This is a genomic window from Microbulbifer mixtoriginis (SeqCode), assembly GCF_052466865.1.
The window spans coordinates 3,577,558-3,602,725 of record NZ_CP174293.1 but is presented as its reverse complement, the minus strand read 5'-3'; the positions used below and the strand labels follow the sequence as shown (position 1 = coordinate 3,602,725).

At 45.8% G+C, this 25,168-nt stretch carries 18 protein-coding genes; 6 read left to right on the top strand and 12 right to left on the bottom strand.

The window, feature by feature from the left end:
* Window positions 1-37: 37 nt before the first annotated feature.
* On the bottom strand, window positions 38-3,145 hold the full coding sequence (locus tag ACJJJA_RS16200; protein ID WP_444902758.1) for a cellulose binding domain-containing protein: 3,108 nt from the start codon (window positions 3,143-3,145) through the stop codon (window positions 38-40).
* Window positions 3,146-3,912: 767 nt separating this feature from the next.
* Between ACJJJA_RS16200 and ACJJJA_RS16195 the strand changes: the two genes are divergently transcribed.
* Complete coding sequence (locus tag ACJJJA_RS16195; protein ID WP_444902757.1) at window positions 3,913-5,997, top strand: neutral/alkaline ceramidase; 2,085 nt, start codon at window positions 3,913-3,915, stop codon at window positions 5,995-5,997.
* An 89-nt stretch (window positions 5,998-6,086) separates the two neighbouring features.
* Here the strand turns inward: ACJJJA_RS16195 and ACJJJA_RS16190 are convergent, their stop codons facing one another.
* Window positions 6,087-7,004, bottom strand: a complete 918-nt coding sequence (locus tag ACJJJA_RS16190) for a haloalkane dehalogenase (RefSeq protein ID WP_444886780.1) — start codon at window positions 7,002-7,004, stop codon at window positions 6,087-6,089.
* A 493-nt stretch (window positions 7,005-7,497) separates the two neighbouring features.
* Between ACJJJA_RS16190 and ACJJJA_RS16185 the strand changes: the two genes are divergently transcribed.
* Window positions 7,498-7,983 (top strand): hotdog fold domain-containing protein, encoded by a 486-nt coding sequence (locus ACJJJA_RS16185; protein ID WP_444886779.1) that lies wholly within the window; start codon window positions 7,498-7,500, stop codon window positions 7,981-7,983.
* A gap of 242 nt (window positions 7,984-8,225) precedes the next feature.
* Window positions 8,226-8,708: a hypothetical protein gene (locus tag ACJJJA_RS16180; RefSeq protein ID WP_444902756.1), complete on the top strand. Its 483-nt coding sequence runs from the start codon at window positions 8,226-8,228 to the stop codon at window positions 8,706-8,708.
* A 123-nt stretch (window positions 8,709-8,831) separates the two neighbouring features.
* Here ACJJJA_RS16180 and ACJJJA_RS16175 read toward each other — a convergent pair whose 3' ends face one another.
* From ACJJJA_RS16175 to ACJJJA_RS16150, 6 genes are all read right to left on the bottom strand, one after another.
* The gene (locus tag ACJJJA_RS16175; RefSeq protein WP_444900263.1) at window positions 8,832-9,341 is read right to left on the bottom strand and encodes a 6-carboxytetrahydropterin synthase; all 510 of its coding nucleotides are present in this window, start codon (window positions 9,339-9,341) and stop codon (window positions 8,832-8,834) included.
* Window positions 9,342-9,610: 269 nt separating this feature from the next.
* Window positions 9,611-10,171, bottom strand: a complete 561-nt coding sequence (locus ACJJJA_RS16170; protein WP_444902755.1) for an endonuclease dU — start codon at window positions 10,169-10,171, stop codon at window positions 9,611-9,613.
* Between the two features lie 30 nt (window positions 10,172-10,201).
* On the bottom strand, window positions 10,202-10,759 hold the full coding sequence (locus ACJJJA_RS16165; protein ID WP_252082491.1) for a DUF1415 domain-containing protein: 558 nt from the start codon (window positions 10,757-10,759) through the stop codon (window positions 10,202-10,204).
* Between the two features lie 8 nt (window positions 10,760-10,767).
* Window positions 10,768-11,301, bottom strand: a complete 534-nt coding sequence (locus ACJJJA_RS16160; protein WP_252082489.1) for a DUF2058 domain-containing protein — start codon at window positions 11,299-11,301, stop codon at window positions 10,768-10,770.
* Between the two features lie 144 nt (window positions 11,302-11,445).
* On the bottom strand, window positions 11,446-12,540 hold the full coding sequence (locus ACJJJA_RS16155; protein WP_252082487.1) for a PaaI family thioesterase: 1,095 nt from the start codon (window positions 12,538-12,540) through the stop codon (window positions 11,446-11,448).
* 119 nt (window positions 12,541-12,659) lie between these two features.
* Window positions 12,660-14,132 carry an alpha/beta hydrolase gene (locus tag ACJJJA_RS16150; protein WP_444902754.1) on the bottom strand — a complete coding sequence of 491 codons (1,473 nt, stop codon included), beginning with the start codon at window positions 14,130-14,132 and terminating at the stop codon, window positions 12,660-12,662.
* Between the two features lie 786 nt (window positions 14,133-14,918).
* Between ACJJJA_RS16150 and ACJJJA_RS16145 the strand changes: the two genes are divergently transcribed.
* Together ACJJJA_RS16145 and ACJJJA_RS16140 are read left to right on the top strand one after the other, a co-directional pair.
* Window positions 14,919-15,434, top strand: a complete 516-nt coding sequence (locus ACJJJA_RS16145; protein ID WP_252082484.1) for an RNA polymerase sigma factor — start codon at window positions 14,919-14,921, stop codon at window positions 15,432-15,434.
* A gap of 609 nt (window positions 15,435-16,043) precedes the next feature.
* A complete protein-coding gene (locus ACJJJA_RS16140; protein ID WP_252082482.1) occupies window positions 16,044-19,055 on the top strand; it encodes a TonB-dependent receptor in 3,012 nt (1,003 codons plus the stop codon).
* A 316-nt stretch (window positions 19,056-19,371) separates the two neighbouring features.
* Here ACJJJA_RS16140 and ACJJJA_RS16135 read toward each other — a convergent pair whose 3' ends face one another.
* Window positions 19,372-19,854, bottom strand: coding sequence for a PraA/PraB family alkane oxidation protein activator (locus ACJJJA_RS16135; protein WP_444884255.1), 483 nt, complete (start codon window positions 19,852-19,854; stop codon window positions 19,372-19,374).
* A gap of 1,133 nt (window positions 19,855-20,987) precedes the next feature.
* On the opposite strand from ACJJJA_RS16135, the gene gnd reads away from it, so the two are divergent.
* Window positions 20,988-22,508 (top strand): NADP-dependent phosphogluconate dehydrogenase, encoded by a 1,521-nt coding sequence (gene gnd, locus ACJJJA_RS16130; RefSeq protein ID WP_252082477.1) that lies wholly within the window; start codon window positions 20,988-20,990, stop codon window positions 22,506-22,508.
* A gap of 104 nt (window positions 22,509-22,612) precedes the next feature.
* Here the strand turns inward: gnd and rdgC are convergent, their stop codons facing one another.
* The 3 genes from rdgC to ACJJJA_RS16115 all read right to left on the bottom strand — a co-directional run bounded on the left by rdgC (window position 22,613) and on the right by ACJJJA_RS16115 (window position 25,153).
* A complete protein-coding gene (gene rdgC / locus ACJJJA_RS16125) occupies window positions 22,613-23,605 on the bottom strand; it encodes a recombination-associated protein RdgC (protein ID WP_444884256.1) in 993 nt (330 codons plus the stop codon).
* Window positions 23,606-24,300: 695 nt separating this feature from the next.
* The gene (locus ACJJJA_RS16120; protein ID WP_444902753.1) at window positions 24,301-24,639 is read right to left on the bottom strand and encodes a hypothetical protein; all 339 of its coding nucleotides are present in this window, start codon (window positions 24,637-24,639) and stop codon (window positions 24,301-24,303) included.
* Window positions 24,640-24,649: 10 nt separating this feature from the next.
* Window positions 24,650-25,153, bottom strand: coding sequence for a hypothetical protein (locus ACJJJA_RS16115; protein WP_444902752.1), 504 nt, complete (start codon window positions 25,151-25,153; stop codon window positions 24,650-24,652).
* Window positions 25,154-25,168 lie beyond the last annotated feature (15 nt).

Below are 25,168 nucleotides of genomic sequence, written 5' to 3'. Positions count from 1 at the left end.
AGAATTTTTAGAACTCCTTTCTAATAGCTAATAGGGGCTATTTTACTGATACAGCAGCAAAAGCTTGCAGTAATCCAGTTTTTGGTGTGCTATTAGGGGTAGGACAGTTAAAATTTTCTGAGTGCCCATAGTTATAGCCATACAGCAAGTTGCAGGCCATAACTTTATGTCCGGCTGTTGTTGGGTGTACAGAATCACCTGTCGGTACAATATTGCCCTGATCAACAAGAAGAATCTTTACCGGAGGAGTGATGCTAGCAATAGTACTTTTGATTTTCGTGTTGTAATAGTCTGTACAATGGTTGGAAGGGTCCTGGCCATCCAAATTCGTTCTACGGGGAATGGTGGAAATTACAAAGGCAATTTTATTATCCGGTATACCCATTGCACTTAGGTGGCTGTATATTTTGCCCACCAACGTTGTTTTATCTCGAGTATTATTGCTAGAGATAATGCTTTCCACTACTTCGTCTAGGCGCTTGGCCGTTAGACTCCCAGCCTTCGGAGCCGCACTACATTGGGTAGCACCATTCCGGTTGAGATGGGTGATATCGTTTGTGCCCAGCTGGATAGGCACAATAATAGCATCTGATGCCGCCAGATTTAGGTTTAATGGGCAGGTTTGGTTGTCTAACCACCCTGCGCTGTTATCACTTTCACGACACATTTCAGTAACGACAGAATTAAAGTAGGCAATAGCATCTGCGCAGCTGGCAGAGCTATAACTTGCTGGGATTTGATGGCCTGTAGGATTAAGAAAGCACTGCATATCGCTCGTACTTGCTCCAGGAATTCCGGTATGCCAGTAATTTCCAGTCTTCTTCTCTATTCCATCGGGTCCGGTTGGGCCACTCACAGTACCAATAGTTTCTACGGGCTGACCATTATAGCTAATGGTCAGGCTGCCGTTATTATCGCTACTGCTTAGGGGAAAGCTGGATTTCCCATCAGAGGCCTCGACGATTTGCTGCCAGATTTGTGAGCGGAACCCCATTGAGTTGTAGGGCAGGGTGGTCATACCATAGGTGATTGAATCCCCGATAAACCAAAGTTTGATTTTACCGGCACCATCCTGAGAGGAGCTTCCGCTATCGTCGGGTTGGTTTCCGGCTACGGGGGGAGTTGCTGGATTGCCGGTGCCAACCTGGGATGAACCGCTGGCTTGGCAGGTGGCAGTAAGAGTTGGCTGACTATTGGTTCCGCTATACTCGCCATTAAATCCAAAGGCACGTGCCTCTCCTGGTGGAATAACATCCTGGCCGCTAGCGGTTACTGAGCCAGAGTGGTCAACCACCTCAGCATTCCAAAAATGGGTTACTTTTTGGTTGCCCGGCCATTGCCATTTTATTTGCCAAGCATCCAGTGGCTGATCCCCGGTATTGCGTATGACAACATTGGCCATAAATCCATTACCCCAGTCATTTTGAATGGCGTATTCCACCGTACATTGACCTGAGGCTTGGGGTTGTTCTGCGGGTGTTGGCTCAGTTCCAGTATTAGTGCCGTTCCCAGTGTTCGTACCTGATGTGGGCTCAGTGGTGTTGTCAGGTTTAGTAGCAGTAGAGGATTCAAACCATTTTAGGGCAAAAGCGCGGAATTCAGACTCTGAGGGTAAAGCCCCCTGCTTGGTGTGATAGTTATTTAGATAGCTCTTGGCATCAGTGTAAAAATTCTTGTGGGTTTGATAAATCTCCTTTTTATTGCCATTGTTATCAATCAACCAGTAACCGACAAATTCTTTAATCCAGCTATCGTATTCGTTCCCGTACATCTGCCAGTAAAGAATAAAGGGAGAGCCCCACTCAAGAGAGGTTTTAATTACATTGCGAGACAACATATCTTGCGCTTCACCAGAGCGGGTGCCCCAGTCTTTAAACCAAGATTCACCGTAACCGTATTCACCGATAAACACCCGCTTTTCGAAGGGCAGGCCAGTTTTTTGCGGCAGTTTTGACTCAATAAAGTCCAGTGCTTTGGTTAGCTCGGCGTGTAGGGTGGCAAAATCAGAATGTTTCTCTTTGGTAGTCAGATCATAGGCTGAGTAGGAAACGAGGTCGACATTGGTGTGTGGTAACACGGCGTTGGTGATGCGCTCTTTACCCTGCATTGCGGATTCAACCCGATTCACCTCTACATAGTGATACAAGTTGACGTTGGAGTGGGGAATATTGGCCTTGGCATCTTCAATGGCTTTTTGGCGAATATTGAGCCAGTCGATCAATCCCTGAATACGCAGCGGATCAATCTTCACTTGGTTGTCGTCCCGTGTTCCATCGGCTTTTTGCACGAGGTTCCAGTCGCCCTCCCAATGACCGATCATAAACGTTTTACCTGAGCCGCTGTATTTCGTTAACAGATACTCGGCCATCGCATAAATCTTATCGTACTGCCAGGTGAGCTCTTCCTGAGACATGCCTTTATTGTCCATCCAAGATCCGGAGTCCTCCACCCAGAACATATAGTGGGAGAAGTCCATATCAAGCACCTCTCGGTAAGCGGGTACTTCTTCCAGCATACGTTTGAACTGGTAGTCAAGGCCCAAGCCGTTAAGCTCATCGTACAAGCCGGTAGACAGGGCGATCTTAAGTAGGTTGGACCCCATTGCGCGGATGGCTTTAGCGGATTCGACTAGAGAGCCTTCGCCTGTGAAACTGTACTTAGGGCTGATAGTCTGGGTGCCCAAAATATAGTTGTAGCTCTCTATTGCTGATAAGGGCGGGTTGGTTTTCGGTGGCTCTGATGTTGTCGGTGGAGGGTTTTGCTGATTCTGACAACTGGCATTGATTTTGGAGGGGACTTGTGTTCCTCCAGAGTAGGCGATATTAAAGCCAAAAGAGCGAGCCTCACCCACGGGAATATTGGCAAAGTCACCTGTACCTTCCGCTGTTGCAGTATTGCCATTTTGGGAAATTTTGGCATTCCAGGAGCCGTCAATTACCTGGTCTCCGGGCCATTGCCAGTTAAGGTTCCATCCATTAATAGGCTCTGTGCCAGTATTGCGGACCACTACAGAGGCCATATAGCCCTTATCCCATTGACTTTGGACAACCATATTGACCTTACAGTTGGTTGCGGCCATGGAGAGAGGTGTGATGCCGAGTAAGAATAGGGAGGTGAAACCCGCTTTGAGTAATTTAATACGCATTTGCTAACCACTGCTTATTCATTATTTGCAACTCATCTTAGGGCCCTTTCTGGGCAATAAAGTTTCTTTCTGGAATATCGGGATTTTCATGACTAAATAGCCAAGGTATATTTTTCTCTATTTTCTCCCATTTGTAGGTCATTTTATCCGTAAAAGACCTGGCCATACTTTGATCCCCTTCCCAGCATTCCTCAGTGATTTTTTACTGGAAGCCTATGAGTTTTATCGGTCATTTTTTTCATTACGCCCTTTATCGCCATGGTAGTTGAGCGGCTGATCAGGTGTTTGTTAGAACGCGCGAGTCATCTTTTTATTGTTGCGCTTTATAAGATGAATAGTGCTGTCAGTTGGCGCAAACAGAAATAATTAATTGTTATTTCTGTTTTTTATTGGGTTGGTATTACTTTGAAATTTATCATGTCAGATTTATTTTGGCGGCCGTTGAGTTCTGTTAACCACACTGACTGGGATAATTAGAGTATGCTGGCACCTGCGTGCCTTTACAAAATAATAAACGCCTGGTGCGATCAAGGACATCGACCCTGCCGATCATTCTTCGCAGTTTCTAGAATGCTAAGGCAGCGGTATCAGGAAGAGAAAACCGTTGTGAGTAGTTGGTAATTACTCACAGGTATCCACTGGTTCGGCCAGTTTTTATCACACAATATCAAGCTGATTTTTTCGGAAGGGACTGGCTTCTTGGCGCCTTGAAATCAAGGATAGAGGGCCTTTGAAAGGACTTTTCGTATAAAAATTATGGAGAAAAAATGAAGACAAAAATAATTCGGTGGTATACCACATTTTTTATACTGCTTGGATTCTCCCCCCTGGCTCTTAGTGCAGAGTGGCTATTAGGTACGGGTAAATACGATATCACTGGGCCAGCCGCCGATGTTGGTATGGTTGGTTATGGAGAAACCAGTCAGACAACCAAAGGAATTCATAGCCGCTTGTGGTCCCGTGCTTTTGTAATCGCCAATCCTCAGGATAGTCAGCGTCTGGTATTTGTTTCCGCCGATTTACAGAGTATTACTCAAGGTGTTAAACAGGGTGTGGTTGCCAAGCTCAAGAGTAGGTACGGCAACCACCGCTTTACAGATGAAAATGTGATGCTCACGGCCACCCACACCCACGTAGGCCCTGGAGGTTATGATCACTATGTGATGCTCAATATGAGTGCACTGGGTTATGCAGAAGATAACTATAACTCGATCGTAGAAGGTATCTACCAATCTATTGTTATGGCAAATAGCAGTTTGGCAGAGGGCGACATTTACCTGGAGCAAGGTACCTTGCTGAACACGAGTGTCAACCGCAACCCGGAGCCCTACGCGCAAAATCCGGATACGGGCAATTACCAATACGATACCAACAAAACTATGACGCAGCTCAAGCTGGTTAATGCGAATAATAAAGCATTGGGTATTATTAACTGGTTTGCGCTACACAATGTTTCACTCGGTACAAGTCAACGTCAGTTGAGTAGTGATCACAAGGGGGCTGCCAGTTATTTATTTGAGCAATGGGCTTTAAATCAGACAGACTCGACAGGAAATCTTGTTGCGGCCTTTGCCAATAGTAATCTAGGTGACGCTTCTCCCAATATTTGTGGCCCAGGGAATGGTTGTGGCTCCAGTGAATATGAGAGTCTTGAGTTGGCTGCAGAAAAACAGGCAAACAAAGCGAAGTCTCTTTACAGCACCTCGAACAATAAATTATTGAACAATCTTGATTATCGCCATCAATACATATATTTCCCCGGTTATACCGTAGCCGGGGAATATACTGGCGAAGGGCAGCAAAACATTTGCGAAGGTGCCGTGGGCTGGTCATTCACAGCTGGCTCTTCCTGGGATGGTCCCAGTGGGATTGATGGTATTTTCGAGGGGATGTCAGTTGAAAACGAAGGCACTGAGTGGGACCGCAGCGAAAGCCTATTCGAATCAGTGATCAGAGGTTTCCCGCTCTTTGGGTTAATGAACGCTTTCTCTGCGGCTGCCGTTTATAAGGATACACAGGATGATCCTTGCCAATATCCCAAACCCACTTTTGTTGAGCGTAAAGTAGTAGGGCAGCAGCTGTATACCCCTTATCTGCCATTTCAGATGTTTCGCATTGGGTCCCTGGTCCTAGTGGCCGCGCCGAGTGAAATGACCACTATGGCTGGTCGCCGCCTGGAAGAAAAGGTATTGGCCTCAATGCAGGGGCACGGTGTTACCAGGGTAGTTATTGCCGGTTTGGCCAATGCTTATACCGGTTATGTGACCACTCATGAAGAATTTGACAGACAACACTATGAGGGGGGGCACACGATCTATGGGCCCAATACCTTGGCGGCTTATCAACAGATTTATACAGGTATGGCCAACGCCATGAATAATAATCTGGCGGTGGATGCAGGGCCGACACCAACAGATTTATCGAATGACCAAATTATTCATGTCATTGGTGTCGTCTACGATGATAAGCGCCTATGGGAATCCTTCGGCCAAGTTTGGAATGATGTACGTAGCAACTATTCTGTTGGTGATACTGTCTCCGCGAGTTTTCGCTCCGGTCATCCCCGTAACGATTTCAGAACGGGAGATACCTTTATAGAGATTCAACGTAAGGTAAATGGCAACTGGGAAACCTATCTTACTGACAATGACTTGGATACTCGCTTTATCTGGACAAGGGATACTGCGGTAGACTGCCTGGCCTGCTCCTTTGCTGAAGGGCAGTGGGTAATTGGTGAGGATACTCCTGCGGGTACTTATCGCATAAAACACAAGGGAAACTGGAAAAGTGGCTGGACAGGGAAGGTTAGCAGCTACTCAGGCAAGTCGAGCAGTTTTACTGTCAATAACTGAGTTGTGTTGATCAAATTATTCGATTAGTAAATCAGGCCGTTAATTCGGCCTGATTTAGATGCAATGAACACTAATTTTTTAACTCTTATCTATTGGGCAGGTTTTTGTAGCTGAAAATGAGATAGGGCTTTTTCAGCAATTTCCTTGCCATATTCCTGTACGAAGTGACCAGCCTCTTCAAGCTTGAGAGGCGGAGGACAATTTTTGATAATCCCCCTAAGCATTTCCATTACTTTTTCACCGAGTACGGCATCCCTCATTCCAATTGCCATAAAGCTATCGCCTTCCCAGGTCTTGGACCAGAAATTTCTGGCCTCTAGACCCAGTTCTACACCCTCCATGTCGGGATCAACGGGAACAATTGAGGGGAAGCGACGAACACCGGCCTTATAGCGGTTATCGGGAAAGGGAGCATCATAAGCTACTATATCAAATAGATTGATTTCCGATCTGGCATCAGTGGCAATTAAGCCGCCTACCGGTATCTCTGGAACACTGACAGAAAAATTTCTCCATTGATAAAAACCTTCCGAAGCGCCATCCCCCGCTGCAATCGCAGTATTCATTACCAGTAATCGTGTAAATCTTTCCGGCATATCCATTGGCAGAGTGAGGCCTAGAAGTCCACCCCAGTCCTGGCATACCAAAGTGATATTTTTTAGGTCTAGGTGTTCAATAAGTTGTATCAGGCTGTTGCGATGAAAATTAAAGGTGTAAGTATTGTCATCTGTTGGTTTATCGGAACGACCAAAACCAAAGAGATCAGGAGCAATAACCCGGTGCCCAGCTTCTATGAATACTGGAATCATTTTTCGGTACAGATAGCTCCAGGTTGGTTCTCCATGTAGGCAAAGAAATGTTGTTTCTGCATCAGAGGTGCCTTCATCAATGTAGGCCATACGCATTGAATCGTATCCATCCAGAGTATCGATGTATTTTGGTTGATAGGGAAAGCCTGGCAGAAGGGAAAAGCGCTCTTCGGGAGTTCTTAATCGCTCAATAGGCATTGGCAAGCCTCTTTTATTAAATGTTAGTATTTAGACTTTTATGATTTTAACTTACGAAATTAAACAATAACCAGTATACAAGTTAAAGATGGTTTTTAGGTTTTTTTGATTTTGCTGTAGATTCATAGGTAAAATTTCTTCAAGTATTACATGTTGTCGATAAGAAATGGTTCTCACAATTCACAAGCTATAGATAGATATTTAAGTTCCAGTGAATGTGTTTTTAGCTTTTCGACTTTTACTTTCTATTTAAATGCTAATTTCAGTGCAGGGTTGGCATGCATGGTTAAACTGTGGATGAGAGCCTACACAGGCTTGAGTACAGGTCATCTTCCGCTTCCTTTGTCTTTGGGCAACCCCTAGGCTCACTTGAGGGTCAATTACCCTGATAGTTCTGATTACCTGATTTAGAGAAGAGATGTTGTATAGTGCCCCCGTTAACAAGCCCCTTAGCAAAGGGCTTATCAGTAAACGGTTAAGGTAGTGAGACAAGATGGAGTATCAGTCCTCGAAGAGTGCAGTTTTGCAGCTTTGGAAGAAGTTTGGTGGTTCGGCGTTTGGGCGTTGGACAGTTTCGAAGGTGGTCGCTTTCAAAGCACCTTACTTTAGGTCTATTAAGCCCTGCTTTGCTGAGGTATCACCGGGGCGTGTAGAAGTATTGCTGAAGAAACGTTGGGGAGTGACAAACCATATAGGCACAGTGCATGCGATTGCGATGTGTAATGCTGCCGAACTAGCCGGCGGGGTCTGCTTGGATGTTTCTCTGGATCGCCGCTTTCGTTGGATACCCGTGGGGATGGAAGTTAAGTACCTGAAAATGGCAAAAACCAACCTGCGTGCGGTTTGTGAGTATCCAGATTTTGCATCTATTCAGGTTGGTGATGTGGTTATGCCCGTGGGTGTCTTCGATGCTAACGGTGAGGAAGTGTTTCACGCGGACATCACCATGCGTGTATCTCAGCGCCCCACAAACAAGTAAAGGCTGCGGTTGGCAAATGGGGTTAGGTTTTTAGACTGTCACAAGTCACGGAAATTGACCGAAATTGAGGGCAGGTAGTCCTCATAGTCCTTTTCTGAGTATCTGAAATATAACAGTCTTGGCCTAGATCACTGCTTATAATCTATACAGTCAATTGAACCTCGTAAGTGGATGTACGGAGGCCGTGAACGTCGTAAAATAGTTCACTTGTAAGAGTAATCGATCGACTGGCTGGAGGAGTTATGGGTTTAATTTGGGATATGAGTCATTCGATTTCCCCCTTTGAAGCGGTAGAGGGGGATAATACGGAGTATGAAATATATAATGCGGAAAGTCAGGCATTAAGCAGTGAGGGTATTTATCAGGATCTTGCCGAAAGCCTTGAGCTGGCTATTTCCAAGCTAAGTAAAAATGTAAATGACAGTTCTCGTTATTTTCTTATTCAGTGGGAACCCATCAGCTCGCAATTAACCCTGACCGTCACGGATGACCAAAGAAAGAATGATGCCCAGGCTGTTGTTCGCTGTCACTTCACCGCGCTGGAAAAGCAATTTCAAGAATCTCAGTTTAAAACTGATGACGATAAACAATCCGCTATGGCTGCATTTTCTGAAGATTTACACTTTTGGTGCAAGGAGTTTCTTTCAACGGATCAAGGGTTTAGCCAGTTTTCTTTAGTCGCTCTTTTCACCTCTGGCTCGAGGGATAGCGCTGTTATTCTGTAGATTGCAGTACCTTTTAATATTCAGGGCTACTTTCATTAAAAACCAGTGAAAATAGCCTTGAAATGTACCCGAGTGGTCCACTCTAAGTGAAACTTGTTTTGCTATCAGTATCCACTATTTTAATTACAGATCTACAGAGAACTCTGTATACCAATTGTTGGTTTCCCAGACTTTGATCTTTTCGAAATTAATATCTAGGTCTGAGCTATTGGCGGCAACTCTTTGATGAATGGCACCATGCCAAGCTTTAGCGAGGTTTTCGGAGCTTGGTTTAAAGGGTGTTATACACAATTTCCCAATTTTGGAGTTCGCTTGAATAAATTGTGCCTTTTTTTGTTGTTGATGGATTATGCCCATGTATTCTATGGAGTTAATAATTTCCTTTAAAAAGGGGTCTTGATAATCAATAATCGTAGCATGATCGCAGAGATCCTGAATCTCAGCTTTAAATATTTTTTTCAAGAATGACATGTCGGTGGGAGGATCTTGGTATTTTGCTCTGCATGTACATTCCACTCGATACCTGTAACCAACAAAGCCTTCTTCCAGCTTATTATCCTCTATATAGGCGTAATTTACTTTCTTGGTGATATTGAGGTCAAGGCAGTAGGTGATATTGAAGTATTGAGGCATTGGAGTGATCCTGATTTACTCAGATTACTATTGCGTGCTGCTGAGTATAATAGATATTTTGAGATATCTTGGGAGGGTTGATCAATATGGGGGAGAGGAGCTGAGCAGAAAGATCGATAAAAGAATTCCTAACAGCCTATTTTGAGATACAGGTCGCCGATAATAGTTTGGTATCCAATGAAAGATGTCCTCACTCTTAGCCTTAATTGGATTGTGGAAAGAATAAATTCAAAGGTGCCAAGGATAAGAAAATACATTAAAGAGATGTTTCAGGCTCTGTTCCCACTTTGTCCAGTCATTACTGCTGCGCCTATCATATGCGCTAAACGCAGGGCTTCAGGCACATTGCCGTTATCAGTAGCTTGCTCAAGTATCTGGGCGGCAATGTTCGGGACACAGCCCTGTACCTGAAAGTAAAAATTACGGTGAGAATAAACCTTGCCTGCTTTAAGTAGAATCTCCCTGCGTAGTGAATAATCAGGGAAGTTTTTCAGGGCTTTATTAATGGCTGACATATCCGGTGGTTTACGCATTACCGCGATACAGGGGCGCTTCAAGGATTCAGCCAGTTTGGGGAGATCTATGATATTAAAGCCTCCAACGGCGACGCCATCAATCAGTACCACGTTAATCTGGGGGTAAAACTTGCTGCTTTGCAATATTTGCGTGATAACTTCAGTAGCATCCATGCCGTCTTTTTGTACCTCACCCCAGAGCATGCCTTCAAAGCGGGTATCGGTACATATTATCCCGCTGATGTTTACAGGTGAGCCCCGCTCTTTTTGGAAAGGGGCATCGTCAAAGCCAATAATGCGGAGTTTCTTCTTCAAGCGAAGAAGTTCTGCGATGGGCTTCATCGTTTATTTTTTCAGCTGCTGGAAAAGGTAAGGAAAGAGTTTTAGCTTCTCCTCCTGAGTAAGAGACTCTACCCGTTGGATATTATTTTCCGGAATAGCTTCCGGGTTTGGGTAAAGATCAATCATTTTGGCTAGGTTTTCTTCCCGCAGCAGGTGCAAAATCGGGTAGGGTGCCCGATTGGTGAGGTTCTCGGCATCCTCTGGGGCAGTACCTGCGAATTGATAGTCCGGGTGGAAGCTGGCCAGCTGATAGATACCTTCGTAATGGTTGCGCTTCAGTAGCCATTCGGCCTGATCGAGGAATTGATTGTAGTCAGCAAAATCCTTTAGGTAATTTGGAATAATCAGCAGGGTAGTCAGGAGTTCGTTTTCCGGCGTACTGTCGAGTCGTTGAAGCTCAGCAAGGAGGTCTGCTAGTAAAGCATCCTCGTTGTTTGCCTTACAGACCTTATAACGAATCTGGCCTGCGCGTAGTGGTTTGCGCGCAAAAGGGCAGAGGTTTAGGCCCACCACAACATCGGTGAGCCATTGTTCCACTGTCTGTGTAACTTGTTGCTCCATGTACCGGCTTACCACATCAGGTCGTCGGGGATCTGGAAGTCGGCGTAGGGGTCGTCTTCGTCCACCGAGGTCGAAGTTTCGGTAGGTTTGACAATGATTTCGGTATTGCGCTCGGCAATTTTGTCGGCGATCACTCTGGGTACCAGTTCAAACTGTTCACCCTGGGCGACAATCACCAACCGGCCGGCAATGAGATGATCCCGCAGGATTTCACTGACATAGATAGTTTTGATTTTTTTATCAAAGGTAAAGTTATAGGCGGTTTCACCTGAGTAGGGCTGGCGGTTGTTGTTCACCAGCTGCTTGATTTGTGCTGCGATGGCCTTCTGTTGAGCCGCAGCGTCACGTTCGGCATTCAGGGCGCGATCCCGTGCAGCCTTATCCGCACGCGCTTGCTGCGCGGCTAACTTCGTTTCATCTACCTGTGGTTGTGAAGATTTCTTTGCAACTTTCTGTTGCTTGCGCTTTTCCTTACCGATCTGTTTGGCTTTTTTCTTGTCGACGAGTCCTGCTTGTAACAGCTGGTCTTGCAGTGAGGCCATAGTATGTTTCCTGCAATAGTAATTGGATTGTGCCGCCAGTAAGTTTGGTGGCTACTTGGTCAAAGTGTAATTGGGGACTTACCCCTTTCATAGATGTGGGGCATTTTACCTGAAGATAGCCGCGGTGCTGGCAGGGAATTTGATTTAAGGGGTCCAGGGCTTACCAGAGGTAGCGGTAGCAATGATCTCATCGGGCTCTTTACCATCGCTCAACATTTGTGCACCCCCTGGAATCATTAGTGCTGAGCCCGTGGCAATTGCCACGCGTTTGCCGCTGGGGGTATCGATATTACAAGAGGAAACCCGTAGCTGGCGGCCGCGGTGAAGAACTTGCGCCTCGAGGATCAGGTCCCCACTGTTGAGCTTGGCCGGTCTGGCAAAGCGGATATGCATATCTAAGGTGGCAAATATACTGCCCGCCGGTAAGGTGGAATATACGGCCGCCCCCATAGTGAAGTCCGCCGCCCAGGCCAGCAGTCCTCCGTAGATAGACAGGGTGCCGTTAGAGAACCAGGGGGATGAGGGCATGGTAGAAATACAGCGGCCGTTCTCGATTTCGATGGCGCGGTAACCGGTGAGCAACCATACGGGGTGAATGCGACCCTCATTGATGGTAGTTCGCTGAAGCTCAATAGGTACCTGTTCCGGCAGATGCCCCATATCACAGAAATAGGGTTTGGGTGGCGGTCTGAGATAGGGGTCTGGGGGATCGGTTGGTCCCAGGTCTGGCAGAGGTAGCTCCTGATCAGGATTGACTGGGAAGTCTGCAATTAGGCAGCGGGTACTTCCATAGGCGAGGGTTCTGCCATCTTGATCGTTGATCTGAATGCTGGAGAGCCCCACCTGGCTACCGGAATGCACAGTCGTGGCCCGGCCAACAATATTCTGAGTATTACTGGTAATTGGCCGGATAAAACACATATTCAACTCAGAAGTGCTAAGTACTTTACCGGCCGGGAGAGTCGTCCAAATTGCAGAGGCGAGGGGCGCGTCGGCGAACATCGCGTAAATACCACCCCAGTAGACCCCGGTGCCGTCTGCCAGCCAGGGAGTGATGGGCATTGAGTAAGTGGCTTTGCCCAACCCTGCTTCCGTTGGCTGCATACCTGTGAGCCGCCAAAAGGGCGGTCCCGGCAAACTTCCACGAATATATCGTTTGAAAGTCTGTAGACCGGGTTGTTGCAACGCTCGCAGGTCGCAGATGGCACCACGATGAACTTCGTCGGTGATATTGGTCATCCCCCGCCTCCAATTTCATCTATTGAAAGATTAATGTGCAAGGGCTGGGTAAACGAGGGAATGTGGGCTGGATATGGCAGCAGGCACTATTGACCTGCCGCTATCTGGGTGGGCAAGCCTTATTGTGGTGAAAAATCTGGTAAATCCACCGTAAGAGTGGTTTTTTCGATTGGGCGCCCCTCCATGAACGAGTTGATGGTGTCTTGTATCGCTGGGGATGCCATAAATAAATTGTGACCGGCATTTTCTACTGTTACCAGTGTGGCATTACTAAGTCCTGCCATTGCCTCATGCTGGCTCTCTATGTAAGTTCTGCCATCAAGAGTGCCACTGAATAGCAAAATGGGAATATTGCTATGGGGGTTGCTGCGAAAAGCATCACCCAGGTCCAGCTGCTCAGCCAAGCCATGGTAGTGATAAGAAAAGTTGAGATAGTCACTTAACAGGGCGGTTTTTGCTTGCTCCTTCACTTCAGACTTTCGCTGTGTGCTTATACCTGAGGCTATATCAATTGCCGTTGGCATGGCACTCAGGGAAATTGGAGAGCCTGGACTCAAGAATCCATCGGGAAAGTAGCGCCTGGGAACTCGATCGAAAGCCGGAACATGCCCCAAATCAAGAGTTCGATAGAAGCCTAACAAGTGGGCGACACTTTTGGGGTCGGCAATAAAAGCGGAGGCAATTTGTTGCATGTCTCTACGCTGAAGCAGGTACTCCAGAGTGTGGCCTTCCCGCTGAGGGATCTGGATTTTGACTGGGGCTCGCTCCAGCTTTGTGTGCACTCTATCGATAAGAACCTTGATGTCAGGGTAGGCCACTTTGGCTGCGGGTTGCTGGTCCAGGGCGAGTTGCAGTCGATCTAAATAAGAACCCGTTCGCGCGGGTAATTTAACAGTTTGATCCAGGCCTTCAGCACTGGAAAGGATCACTCTGTCTATGGAGTCTTCTATCTCACTTATTGCCGCTAGAGCAAGGTGGCTGCCGTAAGAAGTGCCCCATAACACAATCTTCTCTACCCCCAGATGTTGTTTCAGCGCCTCCAGGTCGCGAGCGTTTTCCAGGGTGTTGTAACCGGCTAGATCGACCCCCTTTTGATGCCAGAATGCTAGGCATTCACGCAGAGCTTCGCGATGATATTCGATGTATTGGCTATCAGTTGTTTTTTTCAGGGCGGGAACAACCTGCCGAGATTCACAGTGAGGCAGATCGTTGGAGCGGCCGGTGCCACGCTGGTCCAGGGCGATCACATCGCCGTACTCCCGCAAAGCCATAAACATATCAAAACGATAGTTGACGGCCATGATGCCCGATCCACCAGGGCCACCGGCAAGATAAATAATCGGCGGGCCCGACTTTTTTCCGGTTGTAGGGAAACGCACATAGTGAAGTTTCAGTGAGCGGCTCTCCGGATTACTACGATTCTCAATTACCTCAAAGAAGCCCTTATAGCCTTCTGCAGTCTGCTTATTCCAGGTCGTGAAAGTAAATGCCTCTTCATTAACAGGAGATTTGGCATGGGTGGTTGTTGTACCAACAAGGAGACTTAAAAATAGAAAGACCTTTAAAAAATGGAGAGTGAAAGTAAAACTCATTGACTACCATCCTTCCCTAGAGTGAATTTTTTGTATTTTTATACTTGAAAAATCTTGATTGAGCCAGCTGATGGTAAAAGAGGTGGGTCTCTTACCTTTACTGAAATGATTGAAACCCTTTCATATTCGTAAGCTTGGAGCTTTCAGTCTTGAATGTTATTGAGATTATGAATTGTCATTCAATTCTACCTCTTACTTCAATCGATGGCCCTATGGCTTGATTTCATAACTCTTTACTCTCCGAAGGGTATGCATTTGTACCATCTTGTGATTTGTTTGGTTGGCGCTACCTATATGTGAGGACGGCTTTGCATAGAATGATTGGCAATTCTGAGTTGATGAGCATTGGGAATCTCTCGTTGGAACAAGGTGGGGGCGGCACAGTTTGCTTGAAAGGTCCTCGATTGGTAGATTAACTTCGATTAATTTCGTTGATACTCAGCTTGAGGGTGAGAAGTAGGAAATTAGTTTTGGAGATTATTTGGTTTTTTGCTCTCAGTTATAAAAAGGCGTTTCATTTTGCTCAAATAGTCCTTTCAAGCATTTATCAAAAAATTTTGTGAGGTTATTCTGTTAACTCTCCTTAACTTGGTTGTTTTTAATCTCCTTTCACTGTGACCAAGTAGTTTTTGTGTTTTGCTTGGCTTGGTTCTTAGGGGGGAGTTGTTACAGATAAATAACAAGAATAAATTTCTGGATTTCGTGGATTTTGCATTGGTTGTTTGTCTAATCTTTTCTGTGTCGGGGGAGCACTAAATATCATTTGAATCACATGTGTGTTTCACTATGGATAATTTTTATCAAAAAGATATTTCAGCTTGGGTGGATAAGTATCGCCCAGGATTAAAACGATACTTTTCTTCTCGAGTAGCTTCAGCTGATGTTGATGACTTAGTGCAAGAGGTTTTTGCTCAGTTGCACTGGCACCTTAATCAGTCCGATATAGAGATAGAAAATCCAAGAAACTATATCTATACGGTAGCTAAAAATCTGTTGGTTAGTCACAGTCGGTACCACAAGTCTCGATGTCGAGCCTTCCATGAGTCACTTTCCCTTGATTATGAAATTCCCGATGTTATTACACCGGAGCGTACAGTAATAGGTATGCAGGATTGTCGGTGCGTCTTAAAAGCAATTCTGGGGCTGCCACCACGTGCAGGGGCGGCATTTAAATTTCACCGTTTTGAGGGGTTGACTTACCAGGATATTGCCGAACGCATGGGGATCTCCAAGGAATCTGTAAAGGAACTTATCCAGCGCGCATTAATTAGGGTTAGGCGGGCAGTGGAGGAGGTTTCATAACCTGTTTTTCTTGGATATTTAATCAGGCTATCATCCAATTAAAGATTGGTTAAGTACAAGTATTTTAAATTGCAGGTTAAGTCTATCTGTGCAAATTTTAGAATCTAGTACTTGAATTTACGCCTATTCACCTAAGCATATTGATGTTTGCCTCTCAAATAGAAAACTTCTCTACTTTTATAGTCTCCTTCATCTTCAGATGGTTTTTGCAGATTTAAAGATTTTCTAAAAAGCTATATTTATCCCCAATTGTAAATCCGCTTGCACTTACTTGAACTACACTCGAAAAGACCTTTTGGAGGCTAGTCTTTTTTATTTATGAAAGGTGAGAGCCTCCAGCTTGAAATAAGTTGCCCTTTTTAGTGAGTGTAACGCTGAGAAGGCGGAGTTTGTAACTTTTGGTCACCGCTATTGTTTGGTTGTGTTAATTGTTGTTTTATTTAATCTCCTTGATTTCTGGGGGCGAATATTTAGTAAATGTGGATCTAAAAAATCTGGGGTTAGATCCCCCCGACAGTGCTGTAAATGCGTCTTAAACCTAGTTAGGCCTGAGATAAGGTGGTGTTTGGCTGACAGAAAAACAGAGAAAATATAATAGAGAGAATCAGAATGATGATGAGCCTGCGTAAGCAAAAAAATTTGATTGCACAAGCGATTCGTGCCACCAATCCGCTCAATCAAACAACGCCCTGGTACAGCGCTGCAATAGCCTGTCTGGTGATGTCTACCGTTTCCACTGCGGCCCTAGCCCAGGAGGAACAGGATACGGAAAGAAGTAGCCGCTCCAAACAGCCGATCGAGGAAGTGACGGTAACGGCCCAGAAAATTGAGGAGAGTATCCAAGATGTTCCTATTGCAGTTTCGGCACTCTCTGGGGATAGCATGGATGCCTTGAAGATCGAACGTGGTGAGGAACTACTACGGGCGATACCGAATGTAAATTTCTCCAAATCAAATTTTAGTACCTATAACTTTTCCATTCGCGGTGTTGGCACCAAGGCAGTTTCTGCCGCCACAGATCCTGCAGTGGCAGTGAGTTTTAATAATGCTCCATTGATTCGTAACAGGTTGTTTGAGCAAGAGTTTTTTGATGTTGAGCGGGTGGAAGTGCTACGCGGACCACAAGGCACATTGTATGGTCGTAATGCCACAGCTGGTGTGGTTAATATGTTGCCGGTTATGCCAGAGGATGAGTTTTCCTCTGAAATTAAAGCGGAGATAGGTAGTTATAATTCGAAGCGTACTAGCGGTATGTTTAATTTACCCATTGGGGAGACCATGGGGTTACGCCTCTCCGGTGCTATGACCAAGCGCGATGGATTTGATACTAATACCTATACAGACAATGACGTTAATGATCGTGATCTTTATTCCACTCGGGCAATTTTTGAGTGGGAGCCTTCAGAAACATTTAGCGCCAATCTAATTTGGCAGCATTTTGAGGAGGATGATAAGCGTTCACGTACAGGGAAGCAGCTCTGCACGACAGATCCAGGCGTTTCAATGATTGGAGATGTTGAAGTACCAGAAAATTTCACAGGTTTTTTTAGTCAAGGTTGTTTACCCGGCTCAATCTATAGTGATGAAGCATATGGTACAACCAATGCTAAGGGGCTTGCATTTGTTGTTGCTCCACAAGCACTTCTTCAAGGCTATTATCCGGTAATGAAGGAATTTCTTCCAAATCCTTATGCCAATGCTGAGCAGTCCAGGGATTTGCGTGAAATTGCTACCAGTTTTGATCCTGTGTTTCGCGCTGAGAATGACTTGGTACAGTTAAATTTTGCATGGGAAATGAGTGATACTCTTACATTTTATTCCCAGTCGACTTATGCCAAGGACGACTATTACTCTTCCCAAGATTACAACCGGTATGTGTCAGACTCGATTTTTAGTGATTCTACTGAATATGGATTGGATCCTGGCCCTACGCCTAATGGGATCTACACCGATCCACAGTTAGGTCCTTCGGATGGCGTCTTGGCAGTGGATATCAGCCGATCTGATAACAAACAGTGGAGTCAAGAATTCAGATTGCAAACATCCTTTGATGGCCCTTGGAATTTTGTTGTGGGAGCTAATTATCTAGATTTTAAAACTCAGGATGATTATTTTGTATTTAATAATATGTTCTCCCTGATTGCCGAGCATGTATACAATGGCGTTGATGATCCTGAGGCTGGTTTGGGTACAGAGAATTGCACGGACCCTCAGAACATTGAGGGTTTTCAAGATTGTATGTATGTGGATTACAACTCATTAGAGAATATTGATGAGGAAGGTCATAATTATTTCCTCAGTCGAAATCTAGTGGAAACACGATCCTGGGCTATTTTTGGTGAAACCTACTGGCAAATTAATAATGATGTAAAGCTTACCACTGGTCTACGCTACACGAATGATCGCAAGCGTTCCACACCGGTGCCCAGTCAGTTATTACTGGGAACAGAAACTGATAATGATACCGGTGAGATCGTTCCTGGCCCTGCCTCTGGAGGGCTGGTTTATAAAGGGTATCCGGAGGGTGATGCCGTTACTCAAAGCTGGAAGGAGTACACTGGACGCGCTGTACTAGACTGGCGTACAGATACGCCCTTTACCGATGAAACTATGCTTTATCTCTCTTTTGCCCACGGTTACAAAGGGGGCGGCACCAATCCCCCTCGCGCAGATATTGATCCCAACGTTGTGCAATACCAACCTTTAGATGAAACTTTTAAGCCTGAATTTGTTAATGCAATTGAAATTGGAACAAAGAATGTTTTACTTGATGGCAGCTTAACTCTCAACGCTAATGCTTTTTACTATGACTATAGCGACTATCAAGTTTCCCAAATTGTTGACCGTATTTCGTTAAACGAAAACTTTGATGCAGAGAGTATGGGGATTGAGCTGGAACTAGCATGGCAGCTTACAGATAACACTCGGCTAGATATGAATATGGGTTACCTAAAGACCCGTATTGCAGATGGTGAAGAGTCTATTGATGTAATGAACCGTACTCAAGGACATGAGGATTGGTTAGTGGTTCGTCCAAGTCTTCAAGTTCCTTCTAACTGTGTTGCGCCGAAAGATGTAGTGGAGGCGACATTTGCAATACCATACCCATTAATGCTTTGGGCTTTATGTGATACTACGGGTAGATGGGGTTCTTTCACACCGGAAATAGAGTCTAGCCAGTATTTCCATGAGTGGCTAAATATCGACCCCTATAACCCGCTCACTGATGCACCGAATGGAGCGAGAGGCTTTGCCGCCGATTTAAGTGGCAATGAACTGCCAAATGCCCCACGGTTCACAGTAAATTTGGGAGTGGAGCATACAATTCCTATCGAAGATTGGGACCTAACTTTGCGAACTGACTATTATCGTCAATCAGAGAGTTACGCAAGGGTTTACAATACAGAGTATGACCGTTTAAAGGCCTGGAGTAACCTCAATGCTTCAGTCAGTTTGAGTCATCCTAACTCAGAATTGTATATGCAGCTCTATGTGAAGAATATATTTGATGATGCACCGATCACAGATATGTTTACTAATAGTGATGATTCAGGTCTCACCACAAATGTATTTACTTTAGAGCCTCGTATTGTTGGGTTCAGTATTAGTAAAGGGTTTTAAACTCTGCGATTATGGTTGATTGACAGATTTAAATGTTAATTGCCTCTTTAAGAGCGCCTTGATCTGTTGGATAGGTTCTTCTGACAGATTGAGGTGCGTTTTTAAATGTAAACTTGCTATTTGATAATTTGCCAGTTTTTTGAATATTTCTTTATGAATTTTTAGCCGATTGCTAAAGCTTAGGTTCTTTGGCTGGTGATGGGTGAGTTGAGGGTAGTTAGGTTAGGTGGGTGTTTTGTTATAAGTCAATTAATTGTATAAGGGGCACCATCATGATTGCTGATAGTACCCCGTGCGTCTAAATTATAGGGGCTATCTAGGGTACAGTGAATGATGATTGTGGATTGGTAGATACAACGCCATTTATAACACAGGGAGATCCTGATCCAGTACTAGGTATTTGGGCATCATTAAAGGTAATTTTGCCTGTTGACTGGTCGAAACTTCCATTCAAATCTCCCGCGCAATTACCTGATACAGCTGCTACGTTTACATTTTTTAGGGTTACAGTATTGTTTGCATGTCCTACAAGGGCATATGGTAGCCCGCTAAAAGAAATAGTGCCGCAAATGTTAAGGAAACCTCCCGAGAGGGCCAGGCTTCCAACTGAGGCATCTGCTCCTGTAGAGTCGACACTTCCAGAAAGTTTACATTGAAGCAGGATACCTTTCTCTACTTCGAGGTTACCATCACTCGCTAGGGCGATTGCACCTGGGGGAGACCAGGTTTCTGCATTCGCCAGCCCGGCTACCCCAAAAGAGGCCAAACAGATAGAAGCAGCGGTAAGGATCTTTTTCATAATAATGGTGTTCCTAATATTTCTGTTAATTATTAATGCAGGCACATTACTTGATGCTTGGTCAATTTATATGCGCTACCTTTTGAAGCGTTCATCATCGCTGGAAAGTGATGAAACTTAGTTGACCTCAATAATAGGAGCCGACCCAGTTCCAACCCCTTCCATTTATAAAGACGAGTTGGGACGACCGTTGGGGGGATGTCTAGCCCAAATAGACGCAGATTTATTTGTGGGGCGTATTTCCTATCCTCAAACTCAATCTATTAATAGGTTGGTTTTATTTATGAATCGTGTGGGGTAGGTTGGCGTACATAAGAAAAAGGTATTATATTGTTGATAGTGACATTCGCAGATTTATATTATTTTTTTGTAGATCTTTATTAAGATTTCTGATGTGTTTTGAGTTGTGCAAAGATATAGGGATTTAGGAATTGTTCTCTCATTAAATTCAACGAGTTAAAAGTGCTTATATGGCTTTTGGTTTGTCAGTTTTCTTAACTTTATTTCAATTCTTATTTCATGGTTTTTTATGAGATGGTTCCTCGGGAGTGTTATGACTGCTAATAACAAATCACTATCGGTGGCTGGGTCCCTAGTTCTGGGAAGGTTTTATTGATTGTGATTTTTCTAGTGGATCGATTTAAGCTGCCGGTGTATTTCCAGTCTTGAGCAGTTAAGGCAATATCGACTATTTATAGACTTTCGTTAGTCTAATTTTCACTTGAGTTAGGAATTAAAGGAAATATATTTGAAAATATCTAAATAGTTAGGAACCCGATGAAAAGCGTGAGGCTTCCAGTAAATGTCTTGTTGTGGATTGAATTCACATCAACGGACAGCGTGTAATTTTGCATAGGTCTTTTTGTAGTGTTTTAAATATCTAAATTAACTCGGACAGGCTTTTGTGGGGATTGCTGAGCGTGTATTTGGCATTAAAGGATAAAAGCTATCACGTTACTGGCTAATTTGAGGAAGTCCTTGGCGAAGGGATAACCTGTACCAGTTTCTACTTCACAAGCCGTTTTTCACTGTGACCGGGGACGGTTTTGTTTGGTTTTTCTCTCCCTGCCCCGGACTCATATTGTTATACTCCGCGCCCTTGAAAGCCCCCCTATCTTATGACGGAGAATTTGATGTCTGATTCACAGTGCGACATTGGCTTTATTGGCGCTGGTGTGATGGGTAAGAACCTGATCTTGAACTTGGCTGATAATGGCTATCGGGTCTGTGCCTTCGATTTGGATCACAACCGGCTCAATGCACTGCTAGAACAGGATAAAAAGGAACGTGGTGATCGGCCTGCGCGCGTGGAAACCTGTAACTCATACACTGAGTTGTTGGCTAAGGTCAAAGCGCCGCACTTGATCATTCTTTCTGTACCTGCAGGGGCGCCAGTAGATGATGTTTGTTGCAAACTGTTGGATGCTGGCCTCAAGGCTGATGATATTGTTGTGGACACGGGTAACAGCCTTTGGACTGACTCCGTAGAGCGTGCCAAGCGCTATGAAGGTAAGCTGATCTTCTTTACAACAGCAGTATCCGGTGGTGAGGTTGGTGCGCGATTTGGGCCGTCTCTGATGCCCAGTGGCGATCGCTACGCCTGGAGCCGTATCGAGCCCGTTTGGCACGCGATTTCGGCCAAAGTGGACAAGGCCAGTGGCCAGCCTATAGAGCGCTTTGAGCCGGGTAATCCGGTGAAAGAGGGTGAGCCCTGCGCGGCTTATATCGGCCCTATTGGTTCTGGGCACTATGTAAAAATGGTGCATAACGGCATCGAGTACGCGGATATGCAAATGATCTGCGAGGCTTACCATGTGATGCGCAGTGCCTTGGCGATGTCACCGGCGGAGATTGCCGAAGTGTTCCGTGAGTGGAATCGAGGCCCGTTAAACAGCTACCTGATTAATATCAGTGCTGAAGTGCTTTCCACCCTAGATTCTGTTACCGAACAACCGCTGGTGGATGTGATTTTGGATCGTGCGGGTCAGAAGGGGACCGGCCTTTGGACGGCTATCAGCAGTCTTGAAGTAGGCTGCCCTGCGCCGAGCATTGCCGAAGCGGTTTACGCCCGCTCCCTATCTACTCGCAAAATTTTGCGCACCCGCGCCGCGCAGAAACTCAAGGGCCCAGTTCTCACCCAGGTAGCGGCAGAGCAGCGTGAGGAAGTGATCCAGCAGCTGCACGATGCCCTTTACTGCGCCAAGATCTGTGTTTACGCCCAAGGTTTTGACCTGATGAAACTGGCTGCGCGGGAGCAGGGCTGGCAGCTGAACTTCTCGGAAATTGCGAGAATCTGGCGTGCCGGCTGTATAATCCGTGCGGTATTCCTGCAATCGATTAGTGACGCCTACGATCGAGACTCCAAACTCTCTAATTTGTTATTAGATGACTTCTTTACCCAGCAGATCGCCGATCACCAGGCTAACTGGCGCCAGGCAGTGGCGAGTGCAACTCTCAATGGCATTCCGGTACCGGCGCTGTCTTCAGCTCTGAGCTATTACGACGCTTTCCGTTCAGAGTCCCTACCAGCCAACTTGCTGCAAGGGCAGCGGGACTTCTTCGGTGCGCACACCTTTTCACGGGTAGATCAGCCCGAGCAGCGCAAATACCATGTGTTGTGGGGTGAGCCGGGCCGACCAGTCGTGGAGATCTGAGCTTCAGAAAGCGACACTTTGACCTTGGGCGGGGCTTTCGTCCCGCTCAGGGTCAGGTTATTGTTCACTGCTCCATTCATTTCTTTTGCAGTAAAACAGGGCTATCAGAAGACCACTTCTTCTACTTCTCGCGCCAGCTCTTCAGCTTCAGAGTGGGAGGCTTTAGCGACCATCTCCTCTACGCTGGCAGATTCGGTATTAACGCCACCAAAGGCATTGAGTAGATCCTTGATTAGGGCTGAAATTTCCAGTGCCATTACTGCAAAATCTGCATCGAAGCGCTGCGCCGCACTTTCGGCATCGGTGTTATCTGCCTTTTCCAGCAGCTCATCGCTGAACTTTACCCGTTTCACGGAGAGTTGGTCGTCCACCAGGAAATCGACCCCGCCGCGCCAAACCAGCCCCAACTTGTGTACCTGCAGGCCAGCAACCAAGTGGTTGTGAATTTCCTCGGCGCATAGGTCTTGGTTTTTGCAGCGGATCACACTGCCGCTGTCCTTTGGGTCGCGCAGTTCGCATTCGTGTCCGAAATCAAATTGAGCGGGGGCCTCGGGAGCGGTGAGCCAGTGGGTCATTGTTTGTTGTGGCAGGTTTTTGGCTGATAGAGGGACTACCGCGAGGCTGCTAATGGCTTCGCGTAGATTTTCCAATAACTCTTCAGCGGCGGAGGCAGAGGAAGCATCAACCACTACCCAGCCCTCCTGCGGGGCGATATAGGCGAAGTGCAAGCGGGACCGTGCAAAAGCCTTGGGGCGCATTTCCAGCAGTACCTCATCTTTGAGGTTTTGACGTTCCTTGCGGCCCACCTGTCGGGCCTCTTTTTCTGAAATGGCCTGGGCCATTTCTTCTACTTTCTCATTGATAACGGCTGCTGGTAGAACTTTTTCTTGCTTCTTGGCGCAGACCATCAGGTAGCCATTGGTGGCATGTACCAATTGACTGCCGTGTCTGCCTAGGGGGGAGACCCAACCGTAGCGGACACTGTCCTGGCTACCGCAAGGCACAAATGCCTGGGCTTCCAGTAGCTCGTTTAGTTTTTCGGCATCCAGAGAGAATTCTTTGGTTAAGCGGTAAATACGAAGGTTCTTAAACCACATACATCAGGCCATTTGGTGTTCAGTTGCGTGTGCGGACGTTAATTATGCGGAAACTGGGGCGCGGCAGCTAGTGAGCTGTTTCCAAATGACGAATTGGTTGTTTTTTGTCCGAAAATTTGGCTGGGCAGGATAGAATGTTCAGCATCAATGCCTGCAGAGATTGTAGGTTATTGTTCTTTCAGCAGGATGGTCGTAACGGGGCCGTTTTCTCTGTGAAAGCCTTTGTGGCTGAGCTGCAATAGTTTGAGTGCAGTCGCAGACACCTGGTTCTGTTAAAGGGTAGGGTCATCGGAGAACTCCCCTAACCGTTTAAAAGTAGGGGGCAGGGCTGCTGGCCAGATTTATCTGAGCCGGTCACACCACGCCAGTAGTCCAACCTTAACCCCATATTTCAGCAAGGCCAATTATTATTCTCTGTTTGGTAATGTGTCTTTAAGCCGCTGGGCGCTTATCGATATTAACCTTGAAGAGGAAGAAGTAAATGGATTGACTTATCTTTAGCAAAGGATTACTTCGGTATTTCCCGGATGGCTACTTGAATTGTTCGCGGAATCTGAAGCTGATTTAGAGGGGCAGTGTGGCGGTAATGAAGAATGCTATTTCCGTAAAACTGCTTGAAATATAAAAACAATTACATCATGGCATTCCCCACAGTCAGTCCGTGACATTTGTGGGGCTATATAATTACTGAATGCTCAGGAAGCAATTTTTAATGAAATACCTGTGCAGGCTTCCAATGCGGTCCAAATTACTCCCACGACGGCATTCCAGATTTTTTCTATGGTTACAGCGAGAAGGCCGCGGAGGGTTCTGGCAAAATTCAAAGCCATATCCTCGATAGAATCAAGAAAGTAATCTCTCAAGTCCTCACCGATTTCGTTTTCCGCGATGGCTTTGGCAATCAATTTTGCCTGAAGGGCTAGAGCGGATAACTGGCGCTCTGAGAAGCCACGGATTTCTGTGATGTTATGCTCAATAACGGTAGAGGCTGCATCTTTAATATCTGAGATCAATTGGGTTACGTCCAGTGACATGGCAAAGTCCTCAGCGGTTTAAGAAGGATTCGTAAGTTAAAGCCTGGTCCATAGAAATTACAACTTCATTCTTGAAAAGCGCCACAATGGTAGAGCGAAGCCCCTTGTCTTCGTCTTCTTTGCGCATTCGATTAAGGCTGCTAGAGATTTTTTTTAGTGAATTGACACTGGGTGGCTGCTCATTGAAAAGGATATCTGCTCCTGTAGAACTCAAATAGTTGTTGATTTTCTTGAGTGTATCTTTATTGGGCATTGGCCGGGTGTTGGATTGCATCGCCAAGGCGTCAATCTGGCCAATTAATGCATGGTAGTTTTGGTCTCTTTTAGCATAGGAGTCTTTATCTGTACCATGAGAAACTGAGGAAAAGAACTGCATCAGTTCTGCATTCACCTCAGTGAGACCTGAATAGAGTTCCGCATCATATCTTGGAGCTAGCTGGGAGCAACTGCTGATGGCTAGAGCTAGAACTATGTATAACAGAGCGGATGCTACCTTGGGTGGGGTGGACAACATCTGTACTCTCCTTGC